Below are 19,055 nucleotides of genomic sequence, written 5' to 3'. Positions count from 1 at the left end.
TTTTCGGCGGGCGGCTTCCTGCTGATATTCAGGTATAAAGCCTATCTACAAACAATCTCTAATACGGGAGTGTGTCGATGTGAGAGAGAATACGAACAAGCAATATGGATTAACGCAAGCCCAGCGCCGGATATGGTTCATGGAGATTATGAATCCGGGCACATCCATCACGATGCTTTCCGCGACCTACCAGATTACGGGCGAGATCGACACCAAGCTGCTTGAGCAAGCGGCGGCAGAGATTGTCAAAACCTATGACGCTTTCCGAATCCGCATTAGCGGGGATATGCAAAATCCAACGCAGTGGTTCGAAGAGCTGGAGAATGTCCAAGCCAGGATAAGCCACCTCGAAATAGGCACAACCGAACAATTCTATGCTTGGGTGAAAGAAGTAACCGAAAAACCGGCCAGTGTGTTCGACGAACACCTCTATCAATTTACGATGATCCATTTTGCAAACGGCCAAGTATGGCTTAATTTGACTTTAAATCATATCATTGCCGATGGATTGTCCGTCACTGCTTTGCTGCATGCGGTGATGGAAAAATACCTGGAACTGCGCAATGGCATCTTCAGCAGTTACCAGGCCCCATCCTATCTGGATTATATTTCAACTGAGTATGAATATGAGCAATCGCAGCGTTATCAAAAAGGCAAGGAATATTGGCTAACCAAGTACAAGACTTTGCCTGAAACGAGCGGCATTAAATCGGTTCCGCCATTCTCGATTGGCAGCGAATCGAATAAACGTTCCATCACTTTGGATGGTTCCCGCTATGACCGCATTCTGGCTTTTAGCGAACAATATCAGGTTAGTTTATATACGTTATTTTTGTCCGCCATGTACGTCTTATTGTATAAGCTGACCGACAGCACCGATGTTCCAGTCGGCACGGTTTTTGCCAATCGCACCAGCAAGAAGGAAAAAGAAACGATCGGTATGTTCGTCAGCACCGTGGCTACGCGGATTAGCCTGAATCCAGTTGAGTCCGTGCTTTCCTTGATCCAAACGGTTTCCAAGGAAAATACGGCGGATCTGCGACATCAGAAATATCCTTATAACCAATTGATCCAGGATTTACGTGAACAACACGGCCGCAACGATCTTTCGGAGTTGTTCCGCACGTCACTTGAATATCTGCCTTTGAAAATCGTGGAGTACGAAGAAATCAAGGTACGTCTGGAGGCTCACTTTGCTAGACACGAGATGGACGATCTACTGCTGCGCTTCGACCATATGCTGAATGAAGGCCATGTCATTCTCCATGCTTCCTATCGTACCGGCCTGTTCGAGACGACCGAGATTGATCGTATTATGGAACAGTATGTAACGGTTTTGGACCAGTTTCTTGAGACTCCCGAACTGCGGGTGCGTGAGATTTCTCTGTTGAGCGATGAGGAGAGACACCGTATTCTGGACGTGTTTAACCCGCCGGTGGCAGCACTGAGCGAGGGAATAGCGTTTCATCGGTATGTCGAAAAGTTTGCCCGAGACATTCCGGATCACCCGGCAGTTGTTTACATGGACAAAAAGCTGACTTACGGCGAATTGAACAAACGCGCTGAGCGGCTGGCTGCGCTGCTTCGTGAACAGGGAGTGGGAAGGGAGTCGATTACGGGGATCTGGGCAGAGCGTTCGGTGGAACTTCTGGTCGGTGTGCTCGCCGTATGGAAAGCCGGCGGAGCTTATGTACCGCTGGACCCCGATTATCCAGCGGAGCGGATTGAGTACATGCTCAGCGATAGCGAAGCATCGGTGCTGCTTACGCAGCGTCATCTGTTGGAGGGGGCCGGAGGTTGGCTGGCCGATGACCGGCTGAAGCTTAAAGCTGTCTATGCGATGGACGATGAACAGATGTATAACGGGGATACCTCAGCCGTGGAATTTGAATCCGCTGACAGTGCCCCACATGACTTGGCTTATGTGATTTACACCTCCGGTACGACGGGACGCCCAAAAGGCGTCATGATCGAGCATGGTAGTCTCGTGAATACGGCGGATGCGTACCGCCGTGAGTACCGGTTGGATCAGTTCCCGGTGCGGTTGCTGCAACTGGCGAGCTTCTCGTTTGACGTGTTCGTTGGAGACATCGCGCGGACGCTGTATAACGGAGGAACGATGGTAATTGTGCCAAAGGATGACCGGATTGATCCGAACCGCTTATACGGCTGGATTCGGGAGCAAAACATTACGGTATTTGAATCGACGCCTGCGCTTATCCTGCCGTTCATGCAGCATATTTATGAAGAAGGGCTGGACGTCAGCTCCATGCATTTGCTGATTACCAGCTCGGATGCTTGCAGTGTCACCGATTACCGATTGCTGCAGGAAAGATTCGGCGGACAATTCCGCATCATCAACAGCTACGGCGTTACCGAAGCGGCCATTGACAGCAGCTTTTACGATGAGCCGCTGGACAAGCTGCCATCGTTGGGTCATGTGCCGATCGGCAAAGCCTGGCTGAACGCCCGGTTTTACATTGTAGATGCCGGGTTAAAGCCGGTTCCTATAGGGATTCCGGGGGAGCTTGTCATCGGCGGCGCCGGGGTGGCGCGCGGGTATTGGAACCGTCCGGACCTGACCACCGAGAAGTTTGCAGACAGCCCGTTTGTGCCTGGAGAACGTCTGTATCGGACAGGAGATTTGGCCCGCTGGCTGGAAGACGGCAACGTTGACTTCATCGGCCGGATCGACTATCAGGTGAAAATTCGCGGGTTCCGGATCGAACTCGGCGAAATTGAAACGGCCCTGCTCAGTTTCCCGGGGGTCAAGCAGGCTGTGGTGACTGACCGTACGGATGAGCAGGGGCAAAAGTATTTGTGCGGTTACGTGGCGGGGGATGTTTCCTTGCAACTGAGCGATCTGCTGTCCCAATTGAAACAAGAGCTGCCTGCGCATATGGTTCCGGCCCGGTTGGTGTCTCTTGATCAGCTTCCGCTCACACCGAACGGCAAGATTGACCGTAAAGCGCTACCTGAGCCGACCGGAGAGATAGAAGCCGGCCGTGAGTATGTGGCTCCTCGCACAACGCTGGAAACAAGACTTGCTCTTATTTGGCAGCAGGTGCTGGGTATTGCACGAGTTGGAGTCCAAGACGATTTCTTTGACCTGGGTGGTCATTCCTTGCGGGCCTCCGCGCTTGTTTCCAAGATTCGAAAAGAGCTACAAGTCGAAGTTCCGCTGCGGGACGTTTTCCGCTACACCACGATCGAACAGCTTGCCCAAAGAATTAGCGGTTTAAAGCAGCAGGAAACCTATGAGATTACAAAGGCGGCAGAGACCGAGTACTATCCGGTTTCATCCGAGCAAAAGCGTCTGTACGTCCTGCGCCAGCTTGACGCGGCCGAGCGTAGCTACAATATGTCGGCGGCGCTTCTTCTCGAAGGCAAGCTGGACCGCACGCGCGTAGAGTACGCATTCCGGGCGTTGATTCAGCGCCATGAGACGCTGCGTACCGGGATCGAGCAGGTTCAAGGCGAGCTTGTGCAGCGCATCTATGACGAGGTGGAGTTTGCTGTAGACTATTTCCAGGCGAGCGAGGGAGAAGTGGACCATGTGGTGGAAGCATACTATCACCCGTTTGATCTGACTAAGCCGCCACTTCTTCGCATCGGCCTGATCGAAGTCGCCGAGGATCGCCACATCCTGTTGTTCGATATGCATCACATCGTCTCGGATGGCATCTCGACAGCATTGCTTTTCGACGAGTTCAGCCGCCTGTATCGTGGTGAGGAGCTGGCTCCGTTGCGTATTCAATACAAAGATTATGCCGTTTGGCAGCATTCCGAAGCCTACGGGCAGTTGATCCAGCCGCAGAAGGAGTATTGGCTGGAACAGCTGTCGGGCGAGCTGCCTGTATTGGAACTTCCGACGGACTTCCCGCGGCCTGCGGTGCAAAGTTTTGACGGCCGGACCGTGAAGTTTGATATTGGGAATGAACGGACGGAAAAGCTGAAAGAACTGGCCGCACGGACGGGCACGACCCTGTACATGGTGCTGTTGTCTGCTTACTCGATCCTTATGCATAAATATTCGGGTCAGGAAGAACTGATCGTGGGAACGCCGATTGCCGGAAGAACGCAAGAAGAAGTGCAGCCAATCGTAGGTATGTTTATCAACACGCTTGCCATTCGCAGCCATCCGGAGCGTTCCAAGCCGTACCTTAAGTACCTGGAAGAAATGAAGGAAATCACACTCGGGGCTTTTGAACACCAAAATTATTTGTTCGAAGATTTGGTGGAAAGTCTTCATATTCCGCGCGCGACCGGCCGGAATCCGATCTTTGATACGTTCTTCTCCCTGCAAAATACGGAGAATGAGCAAATTGTCATCGAGGGGCTGGAGCAATCGTTTTATCCGTTGGAAAACCGAACGTCTAAGTTCGAGCTGCTTCTGGACATTTCGGAACTGGATGGCCAGCTCGAATGCCGGTTGGAGTACGCTACGGCTCTGTATAAACAGGAGACTGCGGAGCGGTTCGCCAGACATTATGACAACCTACTCGAAACTATCGCAGCAGCGCCGGAAGGGGATATTGCTTCGCTGGAAATGCTAACCGAGCAGGAAATCCGTGAACTGGTGCGCGGTTTTAATGATTCGGATGCAGACTACCCGCGTCAGCAGACGATTCATGGCTTGTTCGAAGAGCAGGCGAAGCTTTACCCGGATAACGTGGCCGCCGTCATGAATGAGCGGCAGCTGAGCTACCATGAACTGAACGAGCGATCCAACCGCCTTGCGCGTAAGCTGCGGGAGACAGGAGTCGAAGCGGATCAGTTGGTAGCGATTCTGGCCGAACGTTCACTTGATATGGTTGTCGGCATTCTGGCGATTCTCAAAGCGGGCGGAGCCTACGTGCCTGTCGATCCCGACTACCCGGAGGAACGCATCCGCTTCATGATTGAGGATTCGGGCGCACCGTTATTGCTGATTCAAAAGCATTTGCATGAGAAGACCGACTTCGCAGGAACGCGCCTTGAATTGGACGATTTCGTTTGGGGCGACAAAGGGGCGGGCTCCGCTGATGCACTGGACGCTTCGAATCTGGAACCAATTTCTGGCCCGGGTAACTTGGCTTATGTCATCTACACATCGGGAACGACCGGCAAACCCAAAGGCACGTTGATTGAGCATAAAAACGTCGTGCGCCTTTTGTTCAACGACAAGAACCTGTTCGACTTTGGGCCGTCCGACACGTGGACGTTATTCCACTCGTTCTGCTTCGATTTCTCCGTCTGGGAGATGTACGGAGCACTTCTGAATGGAGGAAAGCTGGTTATCGTACCGCCACTTACGGCGAAAAATCCAGCCGAGTTCTTGGCACTGCTGAGCCGCGAACGGGTCACGATTTTGAACCAGACGCCAACATATTTCTACCAACTGCTGCGTGAGGTTTTAGCGGACCATCCGTACAATCTGCGGATTCGCAACGTCATCTTCGGCGGCGAAGCACTCAGCCCGCTGTTGCTCAAGGGTTTCAAGACGAAGTACCCGGAGACAAAGCTGATCAATATGTACGGTATTACCGAGACGACGGTTCACGTGACGTATAAGGAAATTACATGGATCGAGATGGAGGCGGCAAAGAGTAATATCGGCAAGCCGATCCCGACGCTGAGCGTGTATGTTCTGGATGAAAACCGTCGTCCTGTTCCGATCGGCGTAGCAGGCGAAATGTACGTGGCCGGTGAAGGCCTGGCAAGAGGATACCTGAATCGACCGGATTTGACGGCGGAAAAGTTCGTTGATTCCCCATTTGCGGAGGGGGAAAAACTTTATCGCTCAGGCGACTTGGCGGCCTGGCTGCCGGACGGCAACATTGAATACCTCGGCCGGATCGACCATCAGGTCAAAATCCGCGGGTACCGGATCGAGCTGGACGAAATCGAGACGCAACTTCTGAACGTGGAGGGCGTGGAAGAAGCGGTGGTGCTCGCCCGTCAGGACAACGAGGGAGAGAAGGCACTTGTTGCCTACTTTGTTGCAGACCGGACGCTGACAGTCAGCGAAATGAGAACCTCGCTGGCACAGGGAATGCCGGGATACATGATCCCGTCGTATTTCGTGCAGCTGGAGCGCATGCCGCTGACGTCCAACGGCAAAGTGGACCGCAAAGCGCTGCCGGAGCCGCAAGGTAGCCTGCAAACGGGCGTCGAATACGTAGCCCCTCGTAACCTTACGGAGTCCCAGCTTGTGAAGATCTGGGAGGAAGTGCTGGGCAACTCCGGCATTGGAGTCCTGGACAATTTCTTTGAGCTCGGAGGGCATTCCTTGCGGGCGACAAACCTTGTCAGCAAGATTCGGAAGGAAATGAACGTTGAACTTCCGCTGCGCGATGTGTTCCGCTATATGACGGTAGAATCGATGGCAGAGGCTATTGCCAGCTTGAAAGAATCGCAGCACAGCTCGATTCCAAAAGCGGAAGAGAAAGCGTACTATCCAGTTTCCTCTGCGCAAAAAAGGCTGTATGTCCTGCACCAGCTAGATAGCTCGGAGCTGAATTACAACATTCCGAGCGCCTTGCAATTGAAAGGGACTTTGAACGAGGCCAAAGTGGAAAAGGCGCTGACTACTTTGGTGGCCCGGCACGATATGCTGCGCACTGGTTTTGAAATCGTGAATGGAGAGCCAGTTCAGCGTATTCATCCGCTCGTAGATTTCAAGGTCGAGAAGCTTCAAGCAAGCAAAGATCAGGTCGCGGCCATTCTGGAAGGCTTCATTCAGCCTTTTGACTTGACCCAGCCGCCTTTGCTGCGCGCCCTGCTGATCATACTTGAGAAAGAGAAATTCCTGCTTGCGCTGGATATGCATCATATTGGTTCCGACGGTCTTTCCATGGACGTGCTACTACGCGAATTTGTGGGGCTTTACAATGGGGAAGAATTGCCAGAGCTGCGGATTCAATACAAGGATTACGCCGTTTGGCAGCAATCCGACGAGCAATGTCAGCGTATCAAACGGCAGGAGGAATACTGGCGCGGGGTATTCAGCTCCGAGCTTCCGGTTCTTGAGCTGCCTCTTGACTACTCCCGTCCAGCCGTCCGGCAGTTTGACGGTCAAACGCTCACGTTTGCGCTGGATGCGGAGAAAAGCGAAGCTCTAAAACGGCTTGCCGGAGATTCGGGGGCGACGCTGTACATGCTTCTGCTGGCTTGCTACTCCGTATTGCTTCATAAATACGCGGGACAAGAAGATATCGTAGTCGGCACTCCGATTGCCGCTCGTTCTCACGCCGACCTGCAACCGATTATCGGCATGTTTGTCAATACGCTGGCCCTTCGCTTGGGTCCGACGGCAGAGCAGACGTTCCTGGATTACTTGCAGGATGTGAAGGAAACGACGCTTGGAGCCTACGAGCACCAGGACTATCCGTTCGAGGAGCTGGTGGAAGCTCTTCAGGTGAGCCGGAATTTAAGCCGGAATCCGCTGTTTGACACCATGTTTTCTTTGCAAAAGCACGAAAGCCTGGATTTAGCCCTGGAAGGCTTGCAATGGTCGCTGTTTGACATCGAGGAAAAGAGAGCAAAGTTTGATCTTAGCCTGGATATCGTGGAAGAGGGTAACGAGTTGGTTTGCAAGATCGAGTACGCTACCTCGTTGTTTAGACAGGAAACGATGGTACGGCTGGCGGGTCATTACGAGCAGCTTTTGGCATCGATCCTGGCTCAGCCGGGTGCGATGATCTCGGATTTGAATATCTTGAAGGACAGCGAAAAGCATGATTTGCTGGTCGGGTTTGCCGTGTCGTCTTCGGCTCTGGCGAAGCAATCCGCCTCAGAGGGTCCAGGCTTGGAAGCGGATGAGTCGTGGAGAGAGAGAACGATCCACGAGCTGTTCGAGGAGCAAGCAGAGCGAACGCCGGAGCAGGTGGCCGTTGTCTATGAGGACAGCCGCCTGACTTACCGGGAGTTGAACGAGCGGGCGAACCGGCTGGCGCGATCCTTGCGTGCCTCTGGCGCGCAGGCTGATCAGCCGATCGCGATCATGGCCGAGCGCTCGCTGGAGATGATTGTCGGCATCTATGCGATCTTGAAGGCCGGGGGCGCCTACGTGCCGATCGACCCGCAATTCCCGCAGGAGCGTATCCGCTACATGCTCGAAGATTCGTGCGCTAGGTTGCTGCTGATTCAGAGCCATTTGCGGGAAAGCGCGTCATTTGCTGGGACCGAGCCACTTGGTGGTCTATCGCTCGTCGATCTGAACGATCCATCCGCGTATGACGAAGACGGCTCGAATCTGGAGCTGGCCAGCGGACCGGAGCATCTGGCCTACGTCATTTACACATCGGGCTCGACAGGCAAGCCCAAAGGCGTCATGGTGGAGCACCGTCCGGTGATCAACCGGCTGCTGTGGATGCAGAATGCATACCCGATCGACTCCAGGGATACGATTCTGCAAAAGACGGCGATCACCTTCGACGTTTCCGTGTGGGAGCTGTTTTGGTGGGCTTGGACGGGGGCCAAAGTTTGCTTGCTGCCGCCGGGCGGAGAGAAGAATCCCGAGACGATTCTGGACACGATCGAACGGCAATCCGTCACCACGATGCACTTTGTGCCGTCGATGCTGCACGCCTTCCTCGAATATGTCGAGCGTCAGCCAAGCGAAGATCTGGGTAACAAGCTGTCTTCGCTGAAACGGGTGTTTGCAAGCGGGGAAGCGCTGGCGACATCGCATGTGAGCCGGTTCTGGCAGTGGATTTCGTCATCCGTGAATCAAGCGCAGCTGATCAACCTTTATGGGCCTACGGAAGCGACGGTTGATGTCTCGTACTACGATTGCGGACCGGAAGAGGCGTATGTATCGGTGCCGATCGGCAAGCCGATCTCGAACATCAGGCTGCATATTGTCAAGGAAGGGACGACAGCGCTGCAGCCTGTCGGCGTGCCGGGCGAGCTGTGCATCGCGGGCGAAGGTCTGGCTAGAGGCTACTTGAACCGTCCCGAGCTGACCGCGGAGAAATTCGTAGAGTGTCCGTTTGCGCCGGGCGGGCGGATGTACCGGACGGGCGATCTGGCCAGATGGCTGCCGGACGGCAACATCGAGTATATGGGCCGGATCGACCATCAGGTGAAAATCCGCGGGTACCGGATCGAACTCGGCGAGGTGGAGGCGCAGGTCCTGAAAGCGGCGTCCGTACAAGAGGGGGTTGTCATCGCCAGAGAGGACGAAGCCGGTCAGAAGCAGCTCTGCGCGTATTTCGTGGCGGACAAGCCGCTTGCGGGGAGCGAGCTGCGAAGCGCGCTGGCGGAGGATCTGCCTGCGTACATGATTCCGTCCTACTTCGTGCAGCTGGAGCGGATGCCACTCACACACAGCGGGAAGCTCGACCGCAAGGCGCTGCCCGCACCGGAAAGCAGTATGCTCGTTGGAACGGAATACGTGGCGCCCCGGACGGCGGCGGAGCATACGTTGGTTGCGGTGTGGCAAAAGGTGCTACTAACGGGTCGTCCGATCGGCGTGATGGACAATTTCTTCGAGCTCGGCGGGGATTCAATTAAATCGATCCAGGTGTCGTCCAGGCTACACCAGGCCGGGTACAAGCTGGAAATTAAGCATTTGTTCAAATATCCGACCGTAGCGGAATTAAGCCCGTATCTCCAGTCGGTCTTAAGACGCGCCGATCAGGCGGCAGCTACGGGAGAGTCGGGGCTGACGCCGATTCAGCGCTGGTTCTTCGAGCAGTCGTTCGCCGAGCTGCACCACTTTAACCAGGCGGTGATGCTGTACCGGGAGGAAGGCTATGACGAAGCGGCGCTTCGTCAGGCCGTGCGGAAGCTGGCCGAGCATCACGATGCGCTGCGCCTCGTCTTCAGCCGGACCGAGAGCGGGTATGCGGCATGGAACCGGGCCATCGAGGAAAGTGACGGCGAGCTCTACAGCCTGGAAGTGATCGATTTACGCAAAATGAAGGACTGCGCGCAGGAGATCGAAGCCAAGGCGAACGAGCTTCAGCGCAGCATTAACCTGCAGACAGGGCCTTTGCTGAAGCTCGGCTTGTTCCGCTGTGCAGATGGAGATCATCTGCTGATCGCGATACACCACTTGGTCGTAGACGGCGTATCCTGGCGGATTCTGCTCGAGGATTTTGCTGCCGGCTATGAGCAGGCGCTGCAAGGGCAGCTGATCCGTCTGCCGCTCAAAACGGATTCATTCCAAACGTGGGCGAAACAGCTCGCTGATTATGCAAACGGTCCGGCGATGGAAAGCGAGAGAGCGTATTGGCAGCATATCGAGCAATTGACCTATGAGCCGCTTCCGAAAGATTTTGAACAAGGCACATCCAAACTGAAGGACAGCAGGCTCGTGACCGTCCGCTGGACGGCGGAGGAAACCGAACAGCTGCTGAAGCAGGCACACCGTGCTTACCATACGGAAATGAACGATTTGCTGCTTGCCGCGCTTGGCCTCGCTGTACAAGCTTGGAGCGGTCGGGAACGCGTGCTGGTGAATCTTGAAGGCCACGGTCGGGAAGAACTTTTGCCAGATGTGGACATTACACGCACGGTAGGCTGGTTTACAAGCCAATTCCCTGTCGTTCTGGAGCCGGGTCACGTCCAGGCGCTCGGTCATCAGGTGAAACAGGTGAAAGAAAACTTGCGCCGCATTCCGAACAAAGGAATTGGCTACGGCATCCTGCGTTATTTGTCGGCGCCGCATGACGGCGAGCGCTTTGCTTTGGAGCCGGAGATCAGCTTTAACTATTTGGGTCAATTCGACCAGGATTACGAAAGTAGTGGCTCGCAGCCGTCTCCGTTCAGCCCGGGGTCCGATTCAAGCCCGAATGCTGTGATGGATTATGTCCTCGATATCAACGGTATGGTGTCGGAAGGCGTGTTGGAACTTACGATCCGTTATGGGGAAACCCAGTATCAACGGGAGACGGTTGAGCGCTTGGGCACCCTGCTTCAATCGAGCTTGCGTGAAGTCATCAGCCATTGCGTATCGAAAGAGCGGCCGGAACTTACGCCTAGTGACGTATTGCTTCCAGATGTGACGGTGGAGGAACTGGAGCGGCTGTCCGAACATACGGCGGCACTCGGCGAACTGGAGAATGTATACACCCTGACTCCGCTGCAAAAAGGGATGTTGTTCCACAGCTTGCTGGATGCCGATTCGGAAGCCTACTTCGAACAGGTGACCTTCGATCTGTATGGAAGCCTAAATGTGGAAGCCTTCACCCGCGGATTGGATACGCTGGTACAGCGAAATGAGGCGCTGCGGACCAATTTTATTACCGGCTGGAGAGACGAGCCGATTCAAGTGGTATTCCTCGAGCGGAAGTGTGAAGTGTACTTTGAAGATATTCGCTTGGTAAGCGATGAAGACCCGGAGAAGACGATAGCCGATTTTGTCAGCGCGGATAAAGCGAACAAGTTCGATTTGGCTCAAGGCTCTCTGATGCGCGTTACAGTTTTGCGTACGGGCGACGAGTCCTACCAAGTGATCTGGAGTCACCATCACATTTTGTTGGACGGCTGGTGCATGTCCTTAATGATCAAGGAAGTGTTCGACACCTACTTCGCGTTCCAGGAGCAGCGGACGCTGGAGCTTCCTCCGGTTACCTCGTACTCCCGATATATCGAATGGCTGGAAGCTCAAGATGTAGCGAAAGCCTCGGGTTACTGGTCGGAGTATTTGGCGGGTTACGATCAGCAGACCAAGCTGCCGCAGGAGAGAACGCAGCTGAAACAGCATACTTTTGAAATGGCTGAAATCGATGTGGAACTCAGCAAGGAACTGACTGGGCAAATCGAGCGGGTGGCGCGCCAGCATCAGGTGACGCTTAATACATTCATGCAGACCGTATGGGGACTGGTTCTGCAGGTATACAACAACAGCGAAGATGTTGTATTTGGCTCCGTCGTATCCGGGCGTCCAGCGGAGATTCCGGGTATCGAAAGCATGATCGGTCTGTTTATTAATACGATCCCCGTCCGTATTCAAGGCAAAGCCGAGGAGACGGTAGCCGATATTTTGAGAAAAACCCAGGATCAAGCGCTGACATCGGGAGCTTACGAAACATTCCCACTGTTCGAAATTCAGTCGCTGAGCGAGCAAAAGCGTGATTTGATTAGCCATATTATGGTCTTTGAAAATTATCCGATGGAAGAACAGATTGAGCAGGTTGTCGGCGGAGGACAAGAAGCGCTGAAAATCGCTAATATCCAATCGCCGGAACAAACGAACTACGATCTGGACATTACCGTCATTCCGGAAGAGCATATTTTGCTGCGGTTTACGTACAATGCACTGACATTCAGAGAGCAAGACATCAGGCAGATCCACGGTCATTTTGCCCGTGCATTGGAGCAGGTTGCGGCTAATCCGAATGTTCGTGTACATGAGTTAGAGCTTTTGACGGCGGCGGAAAAAGAAGAAATTGTCGGCGTGTTTAATCCGGTGCAGCCGGAAGTGGCTCCTGTGGCCGCGTTCCATCGACTGTTCGAGCAACAGGCGGAACGCACGCCGGAAGCGGAGGCCATCGTATACGAGAACGATCGGCTGACGTATGCGGAGCTGAACGAGCGGGCGAACCGCCTGTCGACCACGCTATGTGCAAGCGGAATAGGCCGGGAGACCATCGTTGGCATTCTCGCCGAGCGTTCGGTCGATTTGCTGGTGGCCGTGATGGCCGTCTGGAAAGCGGGAGGGGCGTATGTACCGCTTGACCCGGATTATCCGGCGGACCGCGTGCGGTTCATGCTGGAAGACAGCGGAGCGAAGGTACTGCTGACACAAACGCTGCTGCGAGAGCGTGCCGAATCCTGGCTCGGCGAAGAGGAACTAGCACTGGAGACGGTGCTGTATCTCGATGACGAAACGTCATACAGCGAAGATCGAGCGAATGCACCAATGGTCTTCGGCCACGGCTCCAGCATGGTTTCAGGTCTGGTCTCCGGCGAGCTGACGGGTGCTGTGAACGACCGTAATGAGAGTCACCCAAATGATGTTGATGTTGTCGGTATGGGCAGCTTCCATGAAGCCCGTCCGGAGGATCTGGCGTACGTCATCTACACGTCGGGAACGACGGGCAAGCCAAAAGGCGTGATGATCGAGCACCGCAGCTTGGTGAACACGGCAGCGGGCTACCGGCGGGAATACCGGTTGGATCAGTTCCCAGTCCGGCTACTGCAACTCGCCAGCTTCTCGTTTGACGTGTTCGTGGGTGATATCGCACGCACGTTGTATAACGGAGGCACCATGGTCATTGTACCGAAGGACGATCGGATTGATCCGTCTCGCCTGCACCACTGGATAGAGCGGGAACAAGTGACGATCTTTGAATCAACACCAGCACTGATCGTACCGTTCATGGAGCATATGCATGAGCAGGGGTTGGAATTAAGCGGTATGGAGCTGTTGATCACAAGCTCGGACAGCTGCAGTGTGGCGGATTACCGGACCTTGCAGGAGCGGTTTGGCTCGTTGTTCCGCATCATCAACGCCTACGGCGTGACGGAAGCGGCAATTGACTCCAGTTTCTATGACGAGGAGTTGGCGAAGCTGCCGCAGACAGGCCATGTGCCGATTGGAAAAGCGTGGTTGAATGCGAAGTTCTACATCGTGGATGCGTACCTGAACCCGGTGCCGGTCGGTGTGTTGGGCGAATTGGTTATCGGCGGAGTCAGTGTGGCGCGCGGGTACTTGAACCGTCCAGAACTGACGGAAGAGAAGTTTGTAGACAGTCCTTTCACCGCTGGTGAGCGGTTGTATCGCACGGGAGATTTGGCGCGGTGGATGGAGGACGGCAACGTGGACTTCATCGGCCGGATCGATAACCAGGCGAAAATCCGGGGGTACCGGATCGAGACGGGCGAAGTCGAAGCAAAGCTGCTGAGTGCTGGTGGCGTGAAGGAAGCGGTCGTTGTTGTCAGGGAAGATCAAGAAGGGCAGAAAGCGTTGTGCGCTTATTATACAGTGGAAGAAGGATTGACGGCGGCAGATTTGAAACGGGCGATCTCCAGCGAGCTACCGGGATACATGATTCCGTCGTATTTCGTCGAACTGGAGCAATTGCCTCTAACGCCGAATGGGAAAATTGACCGGAAGGCGCTGCCAGCGCCGGAAGGGGGAGCAGGCGGAGGCCGCGAATACGTGGCGCCGCGCACCGAAATGGAGGCGAAGCTGGCCGCCATTTGGCAGGAGGTACTTGTTCGGGATAAGGCGGTAGGCGTAACGGACAACTTCTTCGACCTCGGAGGACACTCCCTGCGGGCGACAACACTTGTCAGCAAAATGCATAAGGAGCTGGGCGCCCAATTCCCGCTTCGCGACGTATTCCGCTACTCGACAGTTGAGGAAATGGCTGTGGCTATGGAGCATTTGGAGATCGGCTCGTTTATGGCTATTCCGGCTGCGGAACCTAGCGAGTACTATCCGCTCTCTTCTGCGCAGAAACGTCTCTATATCTTGAACCAGCTGGAAGGAGGCGAGCTGAGCTACAACATACCAGGAGCTATGCTGCTCGAAGGGCAGCTCAACCGGCAGCGGTTTGAAGAAGCATTCCGCGGGCTTGTAGCTCGTCATGAAACGCTGCGTACCGGCTTTGAGATGGTTGAGGGCGAAGCGGTTCAGCGGATTTACGAAGAAGTCACCTTCCAAGTGGAATATGTGCAGATCAGCGGGGAGCAGGCGGAAGAAACGGTGCGCCAATTCGTTCGTGCGTTTGATCTAGCGAAGCCGCCACTTCTGCGGGTGGGCATTGCCGAACTCGCGCCGGACCGGCACATCCTGATGTTCGATACACATCATATCGTATCGGACGGCGTTTCAATGGACGTACTGATCGAAGAGTTCGTGCACTTGTACAGCGGGGAGCCGCTCAAGCCACTCCGCATTCAGTACAAAGATTATGCAGTATGGCAGCAATCGGACGAGCAGAAAACGCAGCTTGCCAAGCAGGAAGCCTACTGGATTGACATGTTCCGCGGAGAACTGCCAGTTCTGGAAATGCCGACGGACTATCCGCGCCCGGCTATGCAGAGCTATGAGGGCCGCACGCTGCAATTGTTTATGAATATTGAGAAAAGCGAAGGTCTGAAACGGCTTGCAGCTGAAAACGGCGCAACGCTTTACATGGTTCTGCTTGCGGCATATAACGTGCTTCTGCATAAATATTCAGGTCAGGAAGACATGGTGGTTGGTACTCCGATTGCGGGCAGAAATCATAGCGACGTTCAACCGCTGATCGGGATGTTCGTTAATACATTGGCCATCCGCAGTTACCCGGCTGCCGGTAAAACGTTCCTTGACTACTTGAAGGAGATCAAGGAGACAACGCTGGGTGCTTTTGAACATCAGAATTATCCGTTTGAGGAACTGGTGGATAAGGTAAACGTGGCTCGTGATCTACGCCGTCATCCACTGTTCGATACGATGTTTGCTTTGCAGAATACAGAAAATGTGGAAATTCAGCTTCCGGGACTGAATCTATCGACGTATGCCAGCGAAGAAATTGTTTCCAAATTTGATCTCAGCTTGGACGTTACGGAGATTGAGGACGGCTTGGAATATTTGTTTGAATACGCCACGGCTCTATATAAAACCGAAACGGTGGAGAAGTTGGCTGCCCACTACTTGCAGTTGCTTGAATCCATTCTCCGCAACCCTTCAGCGACGATTTCCGAGTTGGATATTTTGACACTAGCGGAAAAAGAAGAAATTGTCGGCGCGTTTAACCCTGCGCAACCGGAAGAGGCTCCTATGGCAGCGTTCCATCGACTGTTCGAGGAACAGGTGGAACACACGCCGGAAGCTGAAGCTGTCGTTTACGAAAACGATCGACTGACGTATGTGGAGCTGAACGAGCGGGCGAACCGTCTGTCGGCCACGCTGCGCGCAAGCGGCATCGGTCGGGAGGAGATTGTTGGCATTCTCGCTGAGCGTTCGGTGGACCTGTTGGTGGCCGTGATGGCCGTCTGGAAAGCAGGCGGGGCGTATGTGCCGCTTGACCCGGATTATCCGGTGGACCGTGTGCGGTTCATGCTGGAAGACAGCGGAGCGAAGGTGCTGCTGACGCAAACGCTGCTGCGAGAGCGTGCCGAAGCCTGGCTCGGTGAAGAGGAACTGGCACTGGCGACGGTGCTGTATCTCGACGACGAAACGTCATACAGCGAGGAACGAAGCAATGTGCCAATGGACTTTGACCAAGGCTCCAACAGTGCTCCCGATCCAGTCAACGGCAAGCTAACGGGGGCTGTGAACGGTGCGGATCGGAACCATCTGGATGTTGTGGATGATGTTTATGTTGTCGGTATGGACAGCTTCCATGAAGCCCGTCCGGAGGATCTGGCGTACGTCATCTACACGTCGGGAACGACGGGCAAGCCAAAAGGCGTGATGATCGAGCATCGCAGCCTGGTGAACACGGCAGCGGGCTACCGACGGGAATACGGGTTGGATCAGTTCCCGGTGCGACTGCTGCAGCTCGCAAGCTTCTCGTTTGATGTTTTCGTGGGTGACATTGCGCGGACGTTGTACAACGGCGGTACCATGGTCATTGTACCGAAGGACGATCGGATTGATCCGTCTCGTCTGCACTACTGGATAGAGCGGGAGCAAGTGACGATTTTTGAATCAACACCAGCACTGATCGTGCCGTTTATGGAATACGTGCATGAGCAGGGGCTAGAGTTAAGCGGTATGAAGCTATTGATCACAAGCTCGGACAGTTGCAGTGTGGCGGATTACCGGACCATGCAGGACCGGTTTGGCCCATCGTTCCGCATCATTAACGCCTACGGCGTGACGGAAGCGGCAATTGACTCCAGTTTCTATGACGAGGAGTTGGCGAAACTGCCGCAGACAGGCCATGTGCCGATTGGCAAAGCGTGGTTGAATGCGAAGTTTTACATCGTGGATGCACATCTGAATCCCGTACCCGTCGGTGTGCTGGGAGAGCTGGTCATCGGCGGCGTTGGCGTAGCACGGGGGTACTTGAACCGTCCAGAGCTGACGGAAGAGAAGTTTGTAGACAGCCCTTTCACCGCGGGTGAGCGGTTATATCGCACGGGAGATTTGGCGCGGTGGATGGAGGATGGCAACGTGGACTTCATCGGCCGGATCGACAATCAGGCGAAAATCCGGGGTTACCGAATCGAAACGGGTGAGATTGAGTCGCAGCTGCTGCGGGTGGTAGGTATACGCGAAGCGGTGGTGCTGGTTCGAAGTGATGCGAACGGGCAAAAGGCGCTGTGCGCATATTACACAACGGATATCGATCTGACGGCGGCCGACCTGAAACGAGCGATCTCCAGCGAGCTACCGGGTTACATGATCCCATCGTACTTCGTGGAGCTGGAGCATTTACCACTGACACCAAACGGGAAAATCGACCGGAAAGCGCTGCCGGCGCCGGAAGAGGGAGCAAGTGCAGGGCGCGAATACCTGGCGCCGCGCACCGATCTGGAGACGAAACTGGTCTCCATCTGGCAGGACGTGCTTGGGTCAGTTACGATTGGTGTGACGGACAACTTCTTCGACCTTGGCGGTCACTCGCTGCGGGCGACGACGCTGGTCAGCAAGGTGCACAAGGAGCTGCACGTGGACCTGCCACTGCGCGATGTATTCCGGTACTCGACTATTGAAGCGATGGCTGAAGTGATTAGCCGATTGGAACAGCAGGAATTCCTTTCCATTCCGGTTCTGGATAAAAGGGAGTATTATCCGCTTTCCTCTGTGCAAAAGCGGCTGTACATCCAGCAGCAGATGGAAGGCGCCGAGCTTAGTTACAACATGTCCGGCATGACGGTTCTCGTCGGGCGCTTGGAGCGGAATCAATTCGAGGCGGCGCTGAAAGGATTAATCGCTCGTCACGAAGTTTTGCGAACTGGCTTCGAAATGGTCGACGGTGAACCGGTACAACGGGTTTATTCGGACTTGGAGTTTGCCGTCGAGTATACAAAAGCGACGGAAAGTGAAACAAAAAGCATTGCAGATGCCTTTGTACGTGTCTTTGATTTGGAGCGGCCGCCGCTGCTGCGTGTGGGCCTAGTTGAATGGGAAGCGGAACGTCATCTGCTTATGCTGGACATTCATCATATCGTCACGGATGGCATGTCCATGGGTATCTTCATCGAAGAGCTGCTGCGCCTGTATAACGGTGAGACGTTGGAACCGCTTCGGATTCAATATAAGGAATTTGCCACTTGGCAGCAGTCCGAACCTGTAAAAGAACGGCTGAAACGCCAGGAAGCCTACTGGCTGGACATGTTGGAAGGTGAACTGCCAACGCTTGAGTTGCCTACGGACTTTGTCAGACCTGCCACTCGCAGCTTTGAGGGAGATGTGCTGCCTTTCAGTATCGACAAGCAGATGACTGACAACTTGCAGCGCATTGCCGATGAGAACGGTGCTACCCTATATATGGTGTTATCGGCGGCCTATTCAATCCTGCTCAGCAAGTACTCGGGACAAGAAGACTTCATTGTAGGCACACCGGTTTCAGGCCGCACACATGCCGACCTGGAGCCGCTCATCGGAATGTTTGTCAACACGTTGGCGATTCGTCATTATCCATCCGGGGAGAAGACGTTCCTTGCTTACTTGAACGAAGTCAAAGAAACGATGCTGGGGGCCTACGACCACCAGGATTATCCGATTGAAGAACTTGTGAAAAAGCTGCAGGTGCCGCGCGATCAAAGCCGCAATCCTGTATTCGATGTCATGTTTGCGCTGGAAACGAAGGAAGATAACGTTCAAAGCTTCGGGGATATGCAGATCGAATCTTATCCGGAAACGCATGCGGTTTCACAATTTGACCTTACCTTGGTCATCTCGTTGCTGGATGAGGGAATGAACGGGCAGTTTGAATATGCAACCAAGTTGTTTACGCGCAATCTGATCGACAATTTCGCTCAGGACCTGCTCGTAATCTTCAACCAAATTGGCGAACAGCCTTCGGTGCTGTTAAAGGATATTTCCCTGAACGGCCAAACTGAACAGGAGCAAGATGAGCTAGAGGCTATTGATATTATTTTCTAATTCTTAGAAGTAATTTCCAATCGTTGCAGACGAGTTTAAAGTCAAGTCATAGAAGCCGAGTGAAGTCAGGATC

Annotated in this window: 1 protein-coding gene; it reads left to right on the top strand. The window is 54.2% G+C overall.

What is annotated here, in order from left to right:
- The first annotated feature begins 79 nt into the window (after positions 1 to 79).
- On the top strand, positions 80 to 18,982 hold the full coding sequence (locus BS614_RS29915) for a non-ribosomal peptide synthetase (RefSeq protein ID WP_074096548.1): 18,903 nt from the start codon (positions 80 to 82) through the stop codon (positions 18,980 to 18,982).
- The last annotated feature ends 73 nt before the right edge of the window (positions 18,983 to 19,055 follow it).

The organism is Paenibacillus xylanexedens (assembly GCF_001908275.1).
Lineage (GTDB): Bacteria > Bacillota > Bacilli > Paenibacillales > Paenibacillaceae > Paenibacillus > Paenibacillus xylanexedens_A.
Note: the sequence above shows the minus strand (reverse complement) of the source record. Positions and strands in the feature narration are given on the sequence as shown.